Here is a 19375-nt window from a genome sequence, read left to right as displayed (position 1 = left end):
ACGGGCCACCCCGGCACGCCGTCACAGGCACGGCCGTCACCGGCACGGCCGTCACCGGCACGACCGTCACCGGCACGACCGTCACCGGCCCGCCGTGACACGGCGACAGGACTCCTCGGCTGCTGCGGCCCCGTCGAGGTGTCGCACAGGTCCTAGCCTGCCAGCAGGCCGGAGGCGAAGGTGTCACCCGGGTTGCGCACGCCCGGGAGGGCGAAGAAGTAGCCGCCGCCGGTGGGGGAGATGTAGTCGACGAGCGGCTCGCCCGCCAGGCGGGACTGGACCGCGGCGAACTGGCGGGAGACGTCCTGCTGGTAGCAGCAGAAGACGAGGCCCAGGTCGAGGTTGCCGTCCGTGTCGAGGCCGCGCTCGTAGTTGTAGCCGCGGCGCAGGATCTGCTGGGAGGCGGTGGCGTCGGTGCGCGGGTTGGCGAGGCGGATGTGGGCGTTCATCGGGACGTAGAGCCCCTGCGGGTCGGCCTTGTAGGCCGGGAGGTCGGTCTCGGCGGAGCCGTCCAGCGGGGCGCCGGAGTCGCGGCGGCGGCCGATCATGCGCTCCTGCTCGTCCAGCGAGACGCGGTCCCAGAACTCCACCAGCATCCGGATGATGCGGATCACCTGGTACGAGCCGCCCTCGGTCCAGGCGGGCTCGCCGTCGGCTCCGCCGTGGGTCCACACCAGGGCGTCGGTGACGGCCTGGTTCGTCGTGTCCGGGTTGGCGATGCCGTCCTTGAAGCCGAGGTGGTTGCGCGGCGCGCCGCTCGGGCGCGGGGCGGAGTGCGTGCCGTCGATCTTCCAGCGGGCCTGGATCGCGCCACGGGTGTGCCGGGTGATGTCGCGCAGCGCGTGGACGACGGTGTCGCGGGAGTCCGCGCACAGCTGAAGCGAGAGGTCGCCGTGCAGTTCCGTCGAGTGCGCCATGTCGTCGTCGGGGAAGACCGGCATGGCGGCGAGCTTCGCCGGGCGCCGCGCGCCGAGGCCGTAGCGGTGGTCGTCGAAGAGGGACGCGCCGACGCCGACGGTGACGGTCAGACCGTCCGCCGGCGGCAGGGGACCGAGGGTCCCGCTGTCGGCGGGCGGAGACGCGAGGTCGGTGGCGGGGACCGGCGCGCCGGCCGTGAGCGCGCGCACCCGGTCCGTCAGGACCGCGAAGAGGTCCTTCAACGCGGCCCGGTCGGGGGCGATCACGTCGAAGGAGACGAAGCTCGCCGCCGCCTGCGGCGGAGTCAGGATCCCGGCCTGGTGCGGACCCTCGAACGCGATCACCCGTCCGGAGCCCGCCGTCGCCCCGGCTGCGGCCGTGGCGGCCCGGGCGGTGTCCGCCGCCGCCGTGCCCAGCGCGGCCACGCCGACGACGCCCGCCGTGGCGTTGCGTAGGAACCCGCGCCGCCCGATGGTCTGGTGAGGGTCACTCGTGGTCATGCGGCGTTCCTCGCGGCGAGCAGGTTCGGGATGCGGGCCAGTTGTTCCAGCAACGAGCCGAGCGCGCCGTCCAGACGCTCCCGGGTGGCGCGGTCGAGCGCGTCGGCCGCGGTCCAGCCGCCCGTGCCACCGGACCCCGCGGCCGAGGCCGCCTGCAGCGAGGTGCGGAGTGCGGTGAGCGCCTGGTCGAGGTGGTCGACCAGCCCGGGGTCTCGCTCGTTCAGCAGCGGCGTCAGCAGCGAAAGCACCTCCGAGGTGCCCTGGACGTTGGCGTCGAGCGTCGCCAGCGTCGTGCCCGAGCCCTGGTCGTCGTGGCCGGTGAGCTGGAACTGCAGGGCGTTCTCCAGGATCTCGTGGGCGCGCAGCGGCAGGTCCTCGGAGTCGATGTCCTCGCTGGGGAAGTCCGCGATCAGCCCGGTGACGTCGCTCACCAGCTTCTGCGTCAGCGGCCGCACCCGGTCGGCGGTGGAGCCGTGCCACAGGGTGTGCTCGATCGCGAGGAAGCCGGTCCAGCCGGGGTCGTCGACGCCGCCCGGCAGACCGTCGGGGCGGCCGTCGATCGCGTCGTCGAAGTCGCCGAAGGAGTTGTAGGCGGCGCCGAGGCGCTCGTAGGCGAGGTGCGCGCTCAGCCAGTCGGTGCGCGCGGCGGCGAGGTCGCCGCGGGCGACGTCCGCGTCGAGGGCGCGGGCCGCGTCCAGCAGGCGCGGCAGCGCGGCGGAGACCCAGGCCCGGTAGGCGGTGACCGGCTGCTCCAGGTCGGTGCTGGTCATCGGCCGGTAGCCGGGCTCGGTGTCCGGGGCGCTGCCGGTGACGGCCACCGGCGGGGAGGTCACCACCGGACCGTCGGAGAAGACGCAGCGCAGCGCGTAGCGGCCGGCCGCGACCGAGGCGGACAGCGGCAGCGAGTGGCGCGGGCCCAGCCAGCGGATCTCGGCGTAGGCGCGGGCGCCGCCGGGGTCGGTCAGGTAGACGGTGACGAACGTCGTCGCCGCGTCGGTGACCTCGAAGACGACGGGCCCGGAGGGCAGGCGGGCGGGCGGCGCGCCGCAGCCGTGCTTGTCGACACTGACGGTGAGCGTCGACGCTCCGGCCGAGGCGGGGGCGTCGTCCGAGGTGAACGCGACGGCCAGGGCGCCGCCCGCCACCGCCAGGGCGAGTGCCCCGGCGAGCGGCGGACGGCGGAACCAGGGGCGAACGGTCAACGCGTCAGCCCCAGATGTCGGTGATCGGCGTGGCGGACGCGGCGCTGCCGGTCTTGGCCAGACCGTAGATGCCCTCCAGCGTGGAGAGGACGTTGTAGTGGTTGATCTTCTCGGAGTACTGCCCGGTCAGGACGTCGGCGCCGTAGAAGATGGTGGCGATCTGGTTGCTCTCGGTGGAGTCGTCCTCGTCCCAGGTGACGACGAGCAGGCTGTTGTTGGCCTTGGCCCAGGTCGCGTAGGCGGAGAGGTTGTTCTTGAGCCAGGTGTCGCCCTGCGCGACCGTGCCGTCGTGCATGTCGTCGTTGAGGTTCGGGATGACGAACGACAGCTTCGGCAGGTTCGCGTAGTTGGCGCTGGACGGGAAGGAGCTGAACGGCACCGAGTCCGCGGCCGGCACGTTGCTGAAGTTGACCCAGGGGGAGTGCTTGCGCGCGTAGGCGCCGGAGGTGCAGACGGTGGAGCCGGTGCTCGGCAGGCCCTCCGAGTAGCCGGTGAACGTGCCCCCGGCGGCCAGCAGTTCGGAACCGAGGTTGGCGGTGGTGCCCTCGCTGACGGGGCACTTGTCCGAGGTGAGCTTGAAGGTGCTGCCCGCGAAGAGCGCCATGTAGTTCGGCTCGCTCGGGTGCGTCACGGCGAACGACTGGGTCATCAGCGCGCCGCCGGTGGCCAGGGAGTTGATGTAGGGCGCGGAGCTGCTGCCGATGATCTCGTTGTACGCGTGGTTCTCCTCCATGACGACCACGATGTGCGCGGGCGTCGGCAGCGTCGACGCCGCGAGCTGCGCGTGCACGGCGCCGGTCTTCGGCGCGGCGGTCTGTGCACCGGCCTGCGGGGCGAGCGAGAACGCCGCGACGGCCGCGCCGGCCGCGGCGACGGCACAGACGGTGAGGAGGCGGGACTTCGAGCGCATGGGTCACTCCCGGTGGAGAGGTGATCGTGCACGGCCTGACTTCCGGTCACTCGGCATGGTCGACCGCGCAGATGCCACCGGGCTGACGGGTTCGCGTCAGGCGGGTGAACAGTTGTCCCCTACACCTGTGAATCGGCCGCGAGGAGCGGCCTTGCGCCCTGGGTTCTACAACACCCTTCAGGCCGCGTGGCGGTGGCGCACGATCCCGCGACGACGAAGGCCCCGCAACATGCCGCGGCTCTCGGCCGCCCGCTGCGGGGCCTCGGGGCGAAGAATGGTCGTGCGATCGAGATTGCACGGCGTCGCGGCCGGCGCGGGCCGCTGGGCGCTGTGGGCCTGGAGCGCGACGCTCACCAGCGTCGACAGCAGGTCGATGTCCGTGTCGCACTCGACGAGCACCGTCGCCCACCCGGACCCCGGATGCAGCCGCACGGCCGTGGACTCGCGCAGGCGCTCGTCGTGGCGGGCGATGGCGGCCGGGGTCAACTGCACGTCGACCTGTGGGCCGCTGTGGAAATGGACGATCTCCCGACCGTCGAAGCAGAGCGCCGAGCCTGTGCCGCAAGAGGATTGACTGCCAGTCAGATCCGGCCAGTTGACGAGTTGTTCTTTGGCGCGTTCCGCAGCCGACATATGAACATCCTTGCGCCCGCCGTGAGCAGTTATGGCAGTGAGACTACTCCACGCCGGTCGCCGGTGGAGGAGTTGTGAGCGACGGGTTTCCGCCGGGCGGCCCGTCGGCGTCCGGCCGGAGACCGTCCGCCATCGTGGTGAGCACGGCCGTGGGGAGGGGCGGATCGGCGAGCAGGGCGACGCTCAGGACGCTTCCGTCGGCCGTCCGATCCCGCCAGGCGAGACCGTCCGGGCCCACCCGCGCCAGCCTGCCGTGGGCGCTGACCAGCGGCGCGTCGTTCGGCCACCCGTCGGGCCAGTGCCCGCCGTACTCCTCGACCAGCCAGACGGCGGCGGCGCCGTCCACGCCGGCGCCGGACGCGGCTCCCACCGGACCGCCGAGGTAGAGCGTCGACGCCGCCGGATCCCACTGCTCGGTTGATCCGCCCAGGGCGTAACCCGGCGCGACGTAGGCGAAGCGGAAGCCGGACGGCAGGGGCCCGGCATGGAGCAGGTCGGCGCCGCGGAAGAACGGCACAGCCAGGCCGGAGGCGCGGTCGACGAGCCGCCGCCCGCGCAGCGGCGCGGACAACGCCACCGACCGGACCAGCAGTTGCGCGCCGCCGAGGCACGGGCCGGAGCCGGCATGCGGGACGACCCGGAGCTCCAGCGTCACCGAGGTGTCCGACTCGTGCGCCGTCAACTCCCCGGCACCCAGGCACGGCCCGGTCTCGGTGACGCTCACCTGCCGCCCGTCCGCGGAGACCAACGCCGAGCCGACGGCGCGCGCCACCGTCCCGTCCGACGGCGCCGCGACCTGCGCGGCCAGCAGGCCTGCGAGCGCGCTTGCGGCGAGCGCGAGCACGGCGGCGTGGACTGTCCGGGCCCTCATCGGACGAAACCCTCCGCCTCTCGGACGAGGGAGGTGCAGAGCCCTCCCGACAGTTCCGGCAGGCCGGCCTCGAGGGTGAGCGTGAACCCGGCCTGCCGCCACTGGAGCATCTCGCCGGCGGAGGTGTTCATGGTGCACAGGGCCGGGTTCCCGTGCACCGTGACGATCACGCCCGACGCCGGCCGGAGCGACGGGCTCGGAACGGGGCCGGGCCCTGGTGTCTGGTCCTGGTAGAAGCTCCACTGCGCCCCGCGCCCTTCGTAGCGCAGGAACAGGCTCAGCGGGCCGGTGCAGGCGCCCTGCGGCGACTGTTCCGGCTCCGGTCGGCACGGCCGGGGCTGTTCCAGCTCCGTCAGCAGGGGATCGCGCAGCTGCGGAGCACGCCGTCCGTCGAAGACCGCGAGCGGGTGGCCGTGGCCGTCCGTCAGCGTGCGGGCGCCGAGCGGCTGTTCGAGTGCGAGCGGGTAGCCGTAACTCACCGCGCAGACACCCGGCATCCCAGGGTTGTCGGGGAACACCTCGAAGTGCCAGCGCAGTACGACCGTGCGGTCACGCTGTTGCGCCACCGGCTCACCGCCCCCGGAGCACTGCCCCGCTGCTCCGGGCTCGCCCTCGGTGACCAGCAGGTGGACGCCGTCGGCGGAGATGAAGACCGGCCCGGTCGGGTCGGCGTACCACTCCTTCGGGGCGGCCGGGCGGGAGACGGCGTAGACGCCGTACCCCGCCAGTACGCACAGCAGTGCCACGGCGAGGACGGCCGAGATCCTGCGGGCACGCGACGGCGTCACCGGACGAACCCGGCTTCCTGGACGAGGACTGTGCAGACCGCCTGATCCGAGGCGGGCGGGTCCAGCGAACGGCGGGAGAGGATCAGTTGGAAGTCGCCGTGGCTCCACGACAGCGTCGGCTCCGTCCTGGCTGCCAGGTTGCAGACGGCGGGGGCACCGCCCACGCGGGTCGACGGTTCGCCGCCGGTGGGCCCGGGCGGGCCGCCGCCCATGATCTGGGTGAAGGTCCAGGTGGCGCCGCGCCCGGCGTAGGTGTGGGTGGACATCAACCAGCCGTGCGGACAGTACGGTCCGGTCCGGGGGGTCGGGCAGGGCACGGGCCCTGTCGGCTCGAGGAGCTGCGGGTCGCGGAGCTGGGGCGCGAGGCGGCCGTCCACGATCGCCAGGGTGTGCCCCTGGCGATCCGTCACGGTGCGGGCGCTCAGGGGGTGTCCAAGCGTGAGGAAGTATCCGGGGCTCTGCGCGCACGATCCCATGACCGGATGCGGATCGCCCACCTGTCGCAGGTGATAGTGGAGCGCGACCGTGTGCGCGGTCTGCTGCGCCTCCAGGTCGACGGTGATGTTGGAACCGCACCCGCCCAGCGCCTGCCCCCGGTCCATGGGTGAACCGACGGCGAGCAGGGTGCGTCCGTCGGGCGAGAGGTAGACCGGGCCGGCCGGGTCCTGGTCCCAGCTCCTGCCGGTGATCTCCCTGGTGACCCAGGAGTGGACCATCCAGGCCAGACCCAGGCAGAGCACGATGAGGATCGCGCCGGTCACGCGTGTGCTGACGGCAGGTGAGTCGGGTCGCCCCGAGGGCTCCATGGCTGCCACCTTCCCCGATAGGTCGGCTGTCCGAGTTGCGCGGAGCGTGCGCAGCTCGGACGTGACGATCCGTCAAGCGGTTCCGGTGGCAGGGCGGTCAGTGGGTCATCGTGACCTTGTTGAGACCGTCGGGGCGGTCCGGATCGAGGTCGAGGTGGCGCGCGGTGGCGAGGGCGAGCTGCTGGGCGCGGACGGTGGCGAGTACGCACTCGCCGAGGTGGCCGAGGGCGGGCCAGGGCAGATCGGCCTCCGGGGCGGTGCCGGCCAGCAGGGTCGGGGCACGGCGCGCGGCGAGGGCCGTGCGCAGGTCCAGGGTGTCGGTGTCCGCCGGGCCCGAACCTGCCAGCAGCAGAGCCGGCGCGTCGGGGCCGCAGACGGCGATCGGACCGTGGCGGAAGTCGGCCGTCGAGAAACCGTGCGCCATCAGACCGGTGGTCTCCTGGAGCTTCAACGCGCCTTCCAGCGCCGCCGGATAGCAGGCGCCCCGACCGACGACGGCCAGCCGGTCGTGCCCGGCGAGCGGGCGGGCTGCCCGGTCCGGGCTCTCGGCATCGTCCAGCAGCCGGGCCACGGCCGCAGGCAGAGAAGCAGCCTGAGTATGCGTCAGTCCGCCGCTCCCGAGCCCCGCGCAGACGGCCAGCAGCGCGAGCAGCTGCGCCGTGACCGTCTTCGTCGCCGGGACCGCGAGCTCCGGCCCTGCGTCCAGGGGGACGGAGAGGTCGGCCGCGCCCGCGAGCGCGGAGCCGCCGTCGTTGGTCACGGCGATCACCCGGGCGCCGGCGGCGCCGTAGCGGCGGGTCAGGTCGACGATCTCCGGGGTACGCCCCGACTGCGAGAGCGCCACCAGCAGCCAGCCCCGGAAGCCCTCCGGCGCGCGGCCGTACGCGGTGGCCACGCTCGGCGCGACCAGGCACGTCGGCAGGCCCGTCTGCAGCTCGACGGCGTAGCGGCCGAGCAGCGCCGCGTGGTCGGAGGACCCGCGCGCGAGGAAGGCGACCCCGAGTGGCGGCGCGTCACCGACCAGGTCGGCCACCTGGGTGGTCAGTTGCGGCCAGCGGTCGGCGAGCGCGGCCAGCACGGCGGGCTGCTCGCGCATCTCGGCTTCCATGCGAACGCCGGGAACCGTCAGGGACGTGGTCGGGGTGAGTGTCATCGGTGGGCTCCCAGGGGCGCGGTGGGGCGGGGACGGGCGCGCTCCTCGCGCGGGCGCAGGCCGTCGAGGGCGAGGGTGACCGCGCCGTGCAGGGACGCGTCGCGGCGGAACCGTGCCGGGCGCAGCTCGGGCGGGAAGGGTGTGGCGGCGGCGAGCACCCGCTCCAGCGCGGGCAGCAGCACGTCCGCGGCCGCCATCAGGCCGCCGCCCAGGACGACCCGGGCCGGGTCGGCGAACGCGCACAGGTTGGCCAGGGTGACACCGAGGACGGTGACGGCGTGGTCGGCCAGGTCCCGCGCCGCGGGGTCGGTGCTGCGCAGCAGTTCGGTCGCGCTGACGGGCCGGCCCAGCAACTCCTCGGCGCGTTCGCCCAGGCCCTTGCCGCCGATCAGTTCCTCCAGCGGAGCGTGCCCGGCCGCGACGGCGTCGAACGGCGCGCCGCCGGGGTTGACGTAGCCGATCTCCCCGGCCGCCTGATGGGCCCCGGCCAGGACGGTGCCGCCGACGGTGAGCGCGGCGGCGATGCCGGTACCCAGGCTCACGTACAGCCCCGGATCGGCGTCGCGGAGTGCGCCGTGGCGCAGCTCGGCCAGTGCCCCGGCCCGCACGTCGTTGGCGACGGGCACCTGCGGGACGCCCAACACCTCGGCGAGGCGCGCCGACAGGGCCAGCTCCTCCCAGCCGGGCAGGTTGGGGGTGAGCAGGATCCGGTCGGCCTGCACGATCCCCGGTGCGACGGCCGCGTGCGCGGCGACGGGGGCGCCGAACCGCTCGCGTGCCTCGCGGGCCAACCGCCGGACCGCCTCGGCGGTGCGGGCCAGGGTCTGCTCGGGTCCGCGTTCGGCGAGGGTGTCGAGGCGTTCGCGGGCGAGCAGTGCGCCGCGGTGGTCGGCCAGGGCGAGTTCGGTCTTGGTGCCGCCGAAGTCGATGCCGATGACCAGGGCCGGGGTGTCGTCCCGGGGGCCGTGGGCGTCGATCGGCGGGTGGTTCGGGGCGGTCGTGTCGGCCGTCGTGTCGTACGTGGCGTCGTACGTGGTGTCGGCCGGGGCCTCTTCGGGATGGGGGAGTGGCGTGGGTTCTTCGAGCATCACGGGCATCAGGAAGTTCCTCGTGGTGCGGGCCGGCCGGGCAGGGGAAGGACTGCCGAGCCGGCCCGCTGCGACGGGCGGATCAGGCGGATCAGGCGGCGGAGTCGGCGAGCTCGGTGGCCCGCTGCTCCTCCAGGTACTGCTCGCGGATCTCCTTGGGGCCGAACGGCCAGACCTTCTCCACACGGGACCAGATCAGGTAGGCGACGACGCCGAGGACGACCCAGCCGATCGACCACTCGATCGGATGCACCCCTGGGTTGGCCTTGTCGGCGTAGCCGTAGATGACGAGCCAGCCGATGCCGGCGACGACGCTCGGCAGTGGGTAGAGCAGCATCTTGTAGGGGCGGGCCAGGCCCGGCTGCCGCTTGCGCAGCACCGTGACGGCGGCGATCTGGGCGAGCGCCTGGATGATCACCATCACCGTGGTGAGCAGCGTGATCAGGATGGTCAGCGGCGGGTGCGTGGCGGTGTTGCCGATGTGGCGGGCGAAGAGGAAGCCGGCTGCGGTGACGACGCCCATGGTGAGCAGGCCGAGCACCGGGAACTGGTGCTTGGGGTGCAGTCGCCCGAACGACTTGAAGAAGACCTTGTCGCGGGCCGCGTCGTAGGGCACCCGGGAGCCGCCGAGCAGGCCGGTGAAGACGGAGGCGAAGGCGGTGATGAGGATCAGCCAGGTGACCACGTCGGCGGTGGTCTTGCCGAAGGTCTTCTCCAGCACGGCGGAGGCGACGGACTGGGAGGCGACGTTGTTCGGGTCGAGCATGTCGTGCCACGGCACCACGCCCAGGACGCCGATCTGGAGCAGCAGGTAGATCGCCATGATCGCGACGATGGACCAGATGATGGAGCGCGGCATGACCCGGCCCGGGCTCTTGATCTCGGCGCCCATGTAGGCGGTGGTGTTGTAGCCGAGGTAGTCGTAGATGCCGATGGTCAGGCCGGAGGCGAAGCCGATCCAGAACTGTCCGTGGGTCAGCTGGATCGCGTGCGCGGGCCAGGTGAAGGCCAGCGACGGGTGGAAGTGCGTGAACGAGGCCAGGATGACGGCGGCGACGGAGACGATCATCACCGCCCACATCACCACGGTGACCTTGCCGATGTTCTCGATCTTGCGCCAGAGCAGCAGGATCACGAGGGCGACCACACCGACGCCGACGATGTCGCCCTGGCCGGTGGTCAGCTTCGGGAAGAGGTAGCCGAGGTACTGGACCAGGCCCTGGACGCCGGTCGACATGATCAGCGGGATGAAGAGCATGGCCGTCCAGACGAACAGGAACGGCATCAGCTTGCCGCTGCGGTACTGGAAGGCCTCGCGCAGATAGACGTAGGTGCCTCCGGAGCCGGGCAGCGAGGCGCCGAGCTCGGCCCAGATCAGGCCGTCCGCGAGGGCCAGGATCGCGCCGGCGATCCAGCCGATCACGGCCTGCGGGCCGCCGAACGCGGCCACCATCAGCGGGATCGTGACGAACGGCCCGATGCCGCACATCTGGCTCATGTTGATCGCGGTCGCCTGGAACAGGCCGACCTTTCTGGACAGTCCGGGCGATCCGGCCGGGTCGGACATCGGGTACCTCCGTGGGGGAGCGTGAGGGCGGGCAGGCTGTAAAGTTAAATTCCTTTACTTGTGCCGTCAAGGCTCAGGACGATCACGACCGCCCCGACCCGTTGTCTAGAGTTGGGGGCCGGACGACGACCCGAGGCTGGACCGCCCGAGGCCGGACCACCCGAGAGACTGCAGGAGCCCGTGGACGAGCAACCCTGGAGCCGGCAGCGGCTGCGCAGTAACAACGAGCTGCTGCTGCTCGAGCACCTGCGCGGCGTCGGCACCGCCACCCGTGCCGAACTCGCCCGACAGACCGGCCTGTCCAAGCCGACCGTCTCCAGCGCGCTCGCCGCGCTGGAACAGGGCGGCCTGGTGCGCGAGGTCGGCACGATCGTCCCCGAGCGCGGACGCAGCGCGGTCCTCTACGAGCCGGACCCGACGGCCGGCTACGTCCTCGGCGTCGACATCGGCCGCGCCCGCCTGCGCGTCGCCGTCGCCGACCTGGCCGGGGACATCCAGGCCCGGGTCGACGTGCCCAACGAGGGCACCACGGCCGACGCCGTCGCCGACGCGGTCGCCGCGGCGGCGGAACGCGCGCTCGCGGAGGCGGGGGTCTCCGCCGACCGCGTCGTCCACGCCGCCGTCGGCACGCCCGGCGTCTTCGACGCCGAGTCGGGCCGCGTCCGCTACGCCGTCAACCTCCCCGGCTGGGGCCGGGTCGGGCTCGTCCAGCAGCTGCGCGCGCAGCTGGGCGGGCCGGAGCTGTCCATCCACAACGACGCCAACCTCGCCGCGCTCGGCGAGTATGCCGTCGGCGCCGGGCAGGGCAGCCGCCTCTTCGTCTACGTGCTGGTCGGCACCGGTCTCGGCATGGGCGTCGTCGCCGACGGCCAGCTCTTCACCGGCGCGCACGGTGCGGCGGGCGAGATCGGCTTCCTGCCGCTCTCGCTCACCTCCCCCGATCCGGCCACGGTGGCGGCGGGCCGCCGCGGTGCGCTGGAGGACGCGGTGGCGGCCGACGCCATCGTCCGCACCGCCCGCGAGCTGGGCCTCGCCGACGCCCCCAGCGCCAAGCACGTCTTCGACGCCGCCCGCGCCGGCGACCCCCGCGCCCTCCAGGCCGTCGCCCGCGAGGGCGAACGCCTCGCCCTCGTCGTCGCCGCGGTCTCCGCCGTCCTCGACCCCGACCTCGTCGTCCTCGGCGGCGGCGTCGGCCACAGCGCCGACCTCCTGCTGGACCCGGTCCGCGACGCCCTGCACCGCATGACGCCGCTGCGCCCGGAAGTCTCCGAATCCACCCTCGGCGACGACGCGGTCCTCCTCGGCGCCATCACCTGCGCGCTGCGCAGCGCACGCCCGGCCGTCTTCGAACGCCATGCGACGGGGGCGGGGTGAGGCGGGCCTGACGGCGCGTCGCACACTCGCCGGAGCGATCGCCGGGAAGGGATGAGCATCATCGAACGCAGGATCACCGGCAGCCGAGGGCCTGCTGGTGCGCCCGCCGCACGATGGGACTGATCGCCCAGCAGTACGAACAGTCAGGTGGGCGGCGCAGCATCTGCGAGATGTCCGAGAGCGTGAACGACTTGTGGCAGCGTCCTCCGAGCAACGTCTCGATCCGGGCCAGGTCCAGGCAGCACGTGGTTCGGCAACTTCAACGGACGAAGTCACAGACCTTGGCGGGCGGGCACGGCTCGCTCGCGCTGTTGCTGTTGGTGAGCTGCCCAATCAGGCACAGCACCGCCAGCAGCAGCAGATAGCCGCCTATGACGGTCATTCCCGGATGGCGGCCGTACCAAGCAGCCCACCGAGCCGGCATCTTCTGGCGCCGGGTGCGGCGAGCCGGGCCGGCCGTGTCGTGACGGTCACCCGGCATGATTCCCCCCGTGGACTGCTCGCTCTGCGGGCATGAGTACCAGGCCTCTTCCCACCCTTGCCCGACCGCATGCGGATCGCCCGGGGGCGAGTAGGAGCCGTACGGCGGTCAAGGGTCAGACTGAACCGGCTGCCGCAGGATCTTCTCCGTCAACCGGATCCGACCGGGTTCAACCGGACTCCTTGGAGCGGGAGTTGGTAGCACACAGACTGGCATGCGCACGGCTGCCCAGCAGCCGCTGCCGGCCTCCCCACGGGGGGAGAGGCCGATTGTCGAACAGGAGACAGCAACCATGCTCAAGCTCCGCAACACCCGACGCGTTGCCACGACCGTTGCCGCTGCGATCCTCGCGGTAACCGGTGCGGTCGTAACGGCCTCCCCGGCCAGCGCGGACACGACCGGCGGCGGCTGCCGCGGCGGCGGAAACAACGACAACGCGGAATGGCCGACCGGGGCCTGGGCGCAGGAACCCGCAGGCGTGTATCTGCTGCCGTGCCTCAACGACGACGGCAGCGGGTACGTGCGGCCGGCGTGGTACTTCAACGGCGGCAGCCAGGGGATCTTCCCGTGCGCTCAGCTCATCAAGGTGGGCGTGGGGCAGGTCCACGACTTCGGTTGCGAGCCGGGCGAGTGGGTGGCGGCGTCCAGCGGTTACAACTCCAACTTCGGCTACCAGGAATGGGGCAACGGCACCATCTTCCGGCCGGGCACCGGCGAGTACGTGTTGCAAGAGGGGTTCTGGTCCACCATCAACGGCCAGTACGGCTACTACGGCAACGCACAGAGTTGGCCGATCTGGATCAGCTGAATGCTCCCGCCGCGTCGGGTGATCAGTCATGGCGACAAACGGCCGGGTTGCGGACGTCAACGCTGATCTGGACGCGCACACCCGAAGGCCCTGGCTCCCAAGTGGGTAGCCAGGGCCTCCTGCTTCGACCTCCCGGTCGGGGCCCGGGACGGTGATCAGAGGGTTACGGGTTCACGGTGATGGTGAACGTCGACGTCGTGTTCTGGATGTTGACGTCGTTGTTGCTCTCCACCAGGTGGTTGAAGGTCACCGACCCCACGGCCGGGCCCTGCCCCGACTCCGGCAGGGGGTTGGCCCAGATGCCGTAGCCGGACTTGCCGGTGCCGTAGGCGTCGTTGTCCGCGTGGGCGCCGGTGATGGTGGTGTTGGTGAAGACGGTGTCCGAGACGGGGTTGAGGGCGGAGCCTCCCGAGTAGTCGGTCTGGAACATGATGCCGCTGTAGGTGGGATCGGTGATGGTCGCGTCGTTGACGCGGATGCCCTGGAAGGGCTGGGTCGCCGAGAAGGCCCAGATGGCCGGGAAGACCTGGGCACCCCAGAAGTGGCCACCGTCCCGCGTGAGCGAGAAGTTCGAGATGGTCGTCTGGGGCGTCGACTCGAAGCCCTCGAAGGCGTAGCCGAAGTTGAGCGAGGAGATGGTCAGACCCGAGTAGCACAGGGTGTCGGAGACCACGAAGTTCTGGATCGTGTTGCCGCCACCGCCGTAGACCGCGACGCCCGCCGCGCGCCACGGGGTCATCGCCGTGACGTTCTGGATGGTGTTGTTCTCCAGCTTGCTGCCCGGGTTCTGGTCCTGGGCCGCGAAGAGGGCGAAGCTGTCGTCGCCGGTGCTGCGCGCCTCGTCGTTGGAGATCAGGTTGCCCTGGCTGCCGTTGGTGAGGTTGATGCCGTCCGCGTAGGTGTCACGGATGCGCATGTTGGTGAAGGTGGAGTTCTGCACGTTGGAGGCGCCCCAGACGCCGACCACGTTGTGCTCGATCCAGACGTTGTCGATCGTGATGTTCGACTGGTTCCGCAGGTCCCAGGTGTGGCCGGGGCCGTCCTGGCGGGTGGTGTAGTTGCCGAACCAGGCGAAGCCGGTGAACGTGGAGCCGCTGGCGCCGGCCTGGAGGTCCCAGCCGGTGTCGGTGTCGGTCTGGCTCTGCGGGGCGACGAACTGGGCGTACCAGACGCCCGCGCCGACCACCTTGACCGGCTTGCCGTAGACCGAGAGCCGTCCGGTGACCGCGTACTGGCCGGCCGGGAGGTAGACGCCGGTCCACGTGCCGGTGGTGTCCATGCGCACCTTGTCGAGCGCGTTCTGGACGTCCTGCTGGGTGAAGCCGCCGGGGACGACGTAGTGGGCCGGGTCGGGGTTGGCGGTCTGGGCGGCCTGCTCCAGGTTCATGAAGTCGATCGCGTACTGGGAGGTGTTGGCGGCGTCCTTCTTCAGCGTGAAGAGCGTCCCCTGCGGATACGACTGCGCGAGCAGGAAGCTGGACTCGTCGTAGATGTGGCGCGGCGAGCCGGCGCTCGGGCTGTCGCCGGGGCTGGTCTCCGAGCCGTAGAGCCAGGCGTAGTGGGAGGTGAGGTTGAGCGGCTGGACCAACTGGCCGTTGGCGTAGAGGTCCAGGGTCGCGTTGATGCCGCCGCCGCCCGGGGCGTCGGGGATGGAGTAGCGCAGCACGAAGGTGTTCGTGGACTCACGCGAGGTCCAGCTGACCGAGTCGCCGGTGTTGTCCAGCGTGACCGCCTCGCGTCCGGTGGCCTCACCGGCGATGTCGCCGATGGTGCGGTTCGGGCCGACGATCGCGGCGGAGCCGCCGAGGACGCCGTCGGTGGACTTGTAGGCGTCGTAGGGCATGTTGGCGCCCTGGCCCACGAAGAGCGGGGTGTCGCTGGTCAGGTGCGGCTGCTTGATCGGCAGTTCGTTGGGGTCGGTGGCGAGCACCAGGTGCGCGGTGTACTTGCCGTTGACCGCCGTCCACGAGCCGAGGCTGATCGGCGCGCTGGTCGCGCCGGCCGCGATCGTGCCGCTGACCGAGCCGGTGAGGGTGGTGACGGTGTTGCCGGTCCCGTCCAGCAGGGTGAGCGTGAGGCCGTGGCTTCCGCTGGTGGTGGCGATGGTGCCCTGGTTCTTCACCGTGGCCGTGAAGGTGACGGTGTTGCCGGCGGCCGGGTTGCTGGGCGTCCAGGCGAGCGTGCCGACCAGGTCGGCCGACTGGACCGGGGTGACCACCAGGTTGGTCGGGTTGGTGTAGGCCTGGTCGGCGGTGAGGTTGAAGTTCTTCTTCGACTCGTCGACCTTGGTGGTCAGTTGGTACGTCCCGGCGCTCTGCGTACCGATGGTCGCCGAGACCGTCTGCGTGGCACCCGGCGCCAGCGCGCCGACCGTGGTCGAGCCGACCTTGGTGGTGCCGAGGTAGAAGTTGACGTCGGTGGCGACGGAGGCCGCCGTGCCGCCGTTCTTCACCACCGCGGAGGTGGTGACCGAGTCCGTCTCGACCGGCGCGGAGGGCGACCACGAGCTGGAGGTCACCGTCAGGTCCGGGTTGGGCGACGGAGTGCCGTAGACCTCCATCTCGGCGACCTGGCCGCCGGGCGCGCCGCTGTTGGACGTGATGGACAGCTCCACGTCCGCGACCCGGCCGGAGACGGGGATGGTGACGGTGTTCTGGTTGGCGCTCGGGTCGAAGGAGTACGACTGGGCCGGCACCAGCGTGGTGAACGTCGAGGCGCTCTGCTCGCGTCCCAGCACCGCGATGGTCTGCGTGCGGGCCGACCAGGCCGAGGCCGGGTTGAGCTTCACGACCACCGAGGACAGGTCCGCGTTCGCACCCAGGTGCACCGTCAACTGCGAGGGGTAGGAGGACCCTTCGAAGTAGGTGGTGACGTCGCCGTCGTCCGCGTTGGCGGGCGCGTAGGTGTAGGTGTAGGCGGTGCCGTCGATCGGCTTGTGCAGGGCCAGGTTGGTCGAGGTGCCGCCGGACCCGGTGCGGGTGACGGTGTTGGACGCGGCGGACTCCAGGCCTGCGGCGTTGGTGGCCGTCACGTCGTACGAGACGGTGAGGGTGTCGGCGACGGAGTCGGTGTACGACAGCGTCGTCCCGCTCACGGAGGCGAGCTTGCTGCCGTTGCGGTAGATGTTGTAACCCGTCACGCCCACCTGGTCGGACGCGGCCGACCAGGTCAACGCGACATTCCCGGAGGCGGGTTGGGTGTAGGCGAGGTTGCTCGGCGCGGTCGGCGGGGTGGCCGAGGCGCCGGTGCGGGTCACGCTGTTGCTGTTGGCGGACTGGTCACCGGCCGCGTCGCGAGCGCGGACGAAGTAGGTGACGGTGGCGGTGGTCGACGGGTTGTCGGTGTAGGTCGTCACCGTGCCGGGGACGGAGGTCAGCAGCGCGTTGTTGGCGTAGACGTCGTAGTTGGTGACGCCGGTGCTGCTGGATGCCGACCAGGTCAGCGTGACCGCGCCGGACGAGCTCTGGGTGTAGGCCAGGTTGGTCGGCGCGGCGGGCGGCTGCCCGGCGCCGGAGGGGCCGTAGACCTGGAACTCGGAGATCTGCCCGGCCGGCCAGCCGGTGTTGGCGGTGATGTTCAGCCGGACGTAACGGGTGGTGGCCTGGCTGAAGTTGATGGTCACCGTGTTGCCGGTGGCCGGGTCGAAGGTGTAGCCGGCGGAGGCGGCGAGATCGCTGAAGCTGCTCCCGTCGGTGCTGCCCTGCACCGCCAGGGTCTGCGTCCTGGCGGCCCAGGAGGTGGAGGGCGGCAGCTTCAGGACGACCTGGTCGACGGCGACGGAGGCGCCGAGATCGACCTGGAGCCACTGCGGGAACGCGTTGTCGGTCGACTCCCAGTAGGTCGTCGCGTCACCGTCGTTGGCGTTGGCGGCGACGTAGTTCTGGGCGTGACCGGAGTCGCTCATGGTCTTGCCGAGCGCGAGGTTCGTCGGCGCGTTGGAGCTGCCGTAGATCTCGAACTCGGAGAGCTGCGCGGCGCTCCAGCCGGTGTTGGCGGTGATGTTGACCCGGACGTAACGGGTCGTCGTCGCACCGAAGTTGATGGTGACCGTGTTCGCGGTGGACGGGTCGAAGGTGTATCCGGCGGACGCCACGATCGTGGCGTAGGTGGTGCCGTCGGTGCTGCCCTGGACGCTGAGTGTCTCGGTGCGGGCGCCCCAGCCGGTCGGGAGCTTCAACACGACCTGGCTGACGGAGGTCGCCTGACCCAGGTCGATCTGCGCCCACTGCGGGAAGGCGCCGTTGGTGCTCTCCCAGTAGGTGGACTGGTCACCGTCGTTGAGGTTGGTGGCGACGTACTGGCCGTTGGCACTGGAGGCACTGGCGCTCCTGCCCGCCGCGAGATTGCTGCCCGCGGCGTGGGCGGGCGTGGTGGCGGTGCCGAGCAGCAGTGCGAAGAGCGTCGCGAGCACGGCGAGTAGCGCTTGCCCGCGTGTTCGTGGGTGGTTCATCGTCCCTCGGTTCCTGTGTGGCGGACGCCGAGGCGAGCCGCGCCCCTGACCCGGGCCCCCTCGCTGGGTAGCGTTGGAATTCCGCGATGCTGTCGTGGATTTCCAACACTTCGCGAGGAAGTTACAGACGTGAGCGCACGCAGTCAATGGAACGGACAGGCGAGCGTTGGAGGAAAGCGCAAGCGTCAGACGAGACGCGCGAACGAGACGATCTCCGGTAGCCCCGGGATCCAGCCCCGGGTGGAATCCACGACGAGGGATGGGACGTCGAGCGCGATCGGTGCCCCCGGCTGGATCGGACGCTCCCCGCGCGCGACCCGGTCCGGTAGCTCGGCGTCCGCGCGGGCCGCGCGGCGTGGATCGGACGCGGCGCGGTCGGTGATGCGGGTTCGGGCGACGGCGGCGTCGACGACGCAGCGGACCGCCCGGATCGCGGCCAGGTCGGCGAGCGGCGCGAGACCGGGACGCCAGAACCGGTCCTGGAAGGCCGCCTCCGCCACCGGGCTGTGGCCCGCCGCCGGCTCTTCACCGAGGGTGCGGAAGAACGCCTCGTTGGCGAGCGGGTCGAGCTGGTCGGCCGGGCTCGCGCCCGCCGCGACCAGCCGTTCCTTCAGCTCGTCGCGGCAGGCCAGCGGCCGGGTCAGGGCCGTGGCCAGGGCGTGCGCGAGCGTCGTCCTGCCCGCTCCGGGCGGGCCGCTGACGACCAGCAGGGCGGACGCCCGGGCATCTACCGCGCGGGGCCGGTGGAGCCGCGGACCACGAGCTCCGGCTCGAACAGCAGCTCCTCGGCCGCCACCGTGGCGCCCTCGATCTGGTTGACCAGCAGCGCGACCGCCGCCCGGCCGAGGGCCTCGATCGGCTGGCGCACCGTCGTCAGCGGCGGCTCGGTGCAGTTCATGAACGCCGAGTCGTCGAAGCCGACCACGGACACGTCGCTCGGCACCGACAGGCCCGCGCGCCGCGCCGCGCGGATGGCGCCGAGGGCCAGCGGGTCGCTGCCGCAGATGATGCCGGTGACGCCGGCGCGCAGCATCCGGCTGGCCGCCGCATGTCCGCCCTCCAGGGCGAAGAGGGCGTGGGCGACCCAGTCCGGCTGGACCTCTCGTCCCAGGCGGGCGTACTGCGCGGCGAAGGAGTCGAGCTTGCGGCGGGAGGGGATGTGGTCCTCCGGCCCGACGATCATGCCGATGTTCTCGTGGCCGAGTGCGGCGAGGTGGCCGAAGGCCTGCTCGACCGCGACGACGTCGTCCGTGGAGACCTGGGGGAAGCCCAGGTGTTCGACGGCGCCGTTGAAGAGCACGACGGGGATGCCCCGGTCGCGCAGGCGCGTGTAGTGCTCGTGCGGGGCGTCGGCCTCGGCGAAGTGTCCACCGGCGAAGACGACGCCGGAAACCTGCTGGTCCAGCAGCATGTTGACGTAGTCGGCCTCGGACAGCCCGCCCGCGGTGCGGGTGCACAGCACGGGGGTGAAGCCGCGCTGGGCGAGCGCGCCGCCGACCACCTCGGCCAGCGCCGGGAAGATCGGGTTCTGCAGTTCCGGCAGGACCAGTCCGATCAGCCGGGCGCGCTCGCCGCGCAGTTGGCTGGGCCGTTCGTAGCCGAGCACGTCGAGCGCGGCGAGGACCGCGTTGCGGGTTCCCTCGGAGACGCCGGGCCGTCCGTTGAGCACGCGGCTCACCGTGGCCTCGCTGACTCCGACCTTCTGTGCCACCTCGGCGAGTCTGCTCTTCATGGCGAAAGAGTAGAGCAGGATTCGGCAAGCGATTGCAAGAACTAGCCGTACCTCCGCAAAAGGCCAGGTCAGGCCGGAGTGAGCGGCCTGCGGT

Annotated in this window: 16 protein-coding genes; 2 read left to right on the top strand and 14 right to left on the bottom strand. The window is 71.7% G+C overall.

What is annotated here, in order from left to right; genetic code table 11:
• Positions 1-152: 152 nt before the first annotated feature.
• The 10 genes from efeB to BMY61_RS25160 all read right to left on the bottom strand — a co-directional run bounded on the left by efeB (position 153) and on the right by BMY61_RS25160 (position 10436).
• A complete protein-coding gene (gene efeB, locus BMY61_RS25205) occupies positions 153-1418 on the bottom strand; it encodes an iron uptake transporter deferrochelatase/peroxidase subunit (RefSeq protein WP_042455140.1) in 1266 nt (421 codons plus the stop codon).
• On the bottom strand, positions 1415-2620 hold the full coding sequence (locus BMY61_RS25200) for an EfeM/EfeO family lipoprotein (protein WP_042455142.1): 1206 nt from the start codon (positions 2618-2620) through the stop codon (positions 1415-1417). The genes efeB and BMY61_RS25200 overlap by 4 nt, the downstream gene beginning before the upstream one ends.
• Before the next feature lie 4 nt (positions 2621-2624).
• Positions 2625-3530, bottom strand: coding sequence for an alkaline phosphatase family protein (locus BMY61_RS25195; protein WP_082015436.1), 906 nt, complete (start codon positions 3528-3530; stop codon positions 2625-2627).
• Positions 3531-3707: 177 nt separating this feature from the next.
• Positions 3708-4163 (bottom strand): luciferase domain-containing protein, encoded by a 456-nt coding sequence (locus BMY61_RS25190; RefSeq protein ID WP_063773350.1) that lies wholly within the window; start codon positions 4161-4163, stop codon positions 3708-3710.
• 43 nt (positions 4164-4206) lie between these two features.
• Positions 4207-5034 carry a hypothetical protein gene (locus tag BMY61_RS25185; protein ID WP_075004062.1) on the bottom strand — a complete coding sequence of 276 codons (828 nt, stop codon included), beginning with the start codon at positions 5032-5034 and terminating at the stop codon, positions 4207-4209.
• Complete coding sequence (locus BMY61_RS25180; protein ID WP_042455146.1) at positions 5031-5822, bottom strand: hypothetical protein; 792 nt, start codon at positions 5820-5822, stop codon at positions 5031-5033. Before BMY61_RS25180 ends, BMY61_RS25185 begins: the two co-directional genes overlap by 4 nt.
• The gene (locus BMY61_RS25175; protein WP_042455149.1) at positions 5819-6628 is read right to left on the bottom strand and encodes a hypothetical protein; all 810 of its coding nucleotides are present in this window, start codon (positions 6626-6628) and stop codon (positions 5819-5821) included. Before BMY61_RS25175 ends, BMY61_RS25180 begins: the two co-directional genes overlap by 4 nt.
• Positions 6629-6725: 97 nt before the next feature.
• Positions 6726-7781, bottom strand: coding sequence for an SIS domain-containing protein (locus tag BMY61_RS25170; protein ID WP_052439204.1), 1056 nt, complete (start codon positions 7779-7781; stop codon positions 6726-6728).
• The gene (locus tag BMY61_RS25165) at positions 7778-8878 is read right to left on the bottom strand and encodes an ROK family protein (RefSeq protein WP_218162001.1); all 1101 of its coding nucleotides are present in this window, start codon (positions 8876-8878) and stop codon (positions 7778-7780) included. The genes BMY61_RS25170 and BMY61_RS25165 overlap by 4 nt, the downstream gene beginning before the upstream one ends.
• Positions 8879-8960: 82 nt before the next feature.
• Positions 8961-10436, bottom strand: a complete 1476-nt coding sequence (locus BMY61_RS25160; RefSeq protein ID WP_042455151.1) for an APC family permease — start codon at positions 10434-10436, stop codon at positions 8961-8963.
• A 180-nt stretch (positions 10437-10616) separates the two neighbouring features.
• Between BMY61_RS25160 and BMY61_RS25155 the strand changes: the two genes are divergently transcribed.
• Entirely contained in the window at positions 10617-11810 is a 1194-nt protein-coding gene (locus tag BMY61_RS25155; RefSeq protein WP_236656548.1) for an ROK family transcriptional regulator, read from the top strand.
• 259 nt (positions 11811-12069) lie between these two features.
• Here the strand turns inward: BMY61_RS25155 and BMY61_RS48465 are convergent, their stop codons facing one another.
• Positions 12070-12192 carry a hypothetical protein gene (locus BMY61_RS48465; RefSeq protein ID WP_269083982.1) on the bottom strand — a complete coding sequence of 41 codons (123 nt, stop codon included), beginning with the start codon at positions 12190-12192 and terminating at the stop codon, positions 12070-12072.
• 391 nt (positions 12193-12583) lie between these two features.
• Here BMY61_RS48465 and BMY61_RS25145 point away from each other — a divergent pair, with 391 nt between their 5' ends.
• The gene (locus tag BMY61_RS25145; protein ID WP_042455153.1) at positions 12584-13099 is read left to right on the top strand and encodes a hypothetical protein; all 516 of its coding nucleotides are present in this window, start codon (positions 12584-12586) and stop codon (positions 13097-13099) included.
• Between the two features lie 163 nt (positions 13100-13262).
• Here the strand turns inward: BMY61_RS25145 and BMY61_RS25140 are convergent, their stop codons facing one another.
• The 3 genes from BMY61_RS25140 to BMY61_RS25130 all read right to left on the bottom strand — a co-directional run bounded on the left by BMY61_RS25140 (position 13263) and on the right by BMY61_RS25130 (position 19281).
• Positions 13263-17549: a discoidin domain-containing protein gene (locus BMY61_RS25140; protein ID WP_042455155.1), complete on the bottom strand. Its 4287-nt coding sequence runs from the start codon at positions 17547-17549 to the stop codon at positions 13263-13265.
• A 185-nt stretch (positions 17550-17734) separates the two neighbouring features.
• Positions 17735-18256 (bottom strand): P-loop nucleotide/nucleoside kinase family protein, encoded by a 522-nt coding sequence (locus BMY61_RS25135; protein ID WP_280521020.1) that lies wholly within the window; start codon positions 18254-18256, stop codon positions 17735-17737.
• A 20-nt stretch (positions 18257-18276) separates the two neighbouring features.
• Entirely contained in the window at positions 18277-19281 is a 1005-nt protein-coding gene (locus BMY61_RS25130; protein WP_042455157.1) for a LacI family DNA-binding transcriptional regulator, read from the bottom strand.
• Positions 19282-19375 lie beyond the last annotated feature (94 nt).

Origin of the sequence: Streptacidiphilus jiangxiensis, assembly GCF_900109465.1 — a bacterium.
Lineage (GTDB): Bacteria > Actinomycetota > Actinomycetes > Streptomycetales > Streptomycetaceae > Streptacidiphilus > Streptacidiphilus jiangxiensis.
This window is presented reverse-complemented; position numbering and strand designations above follow the sequence as displayed.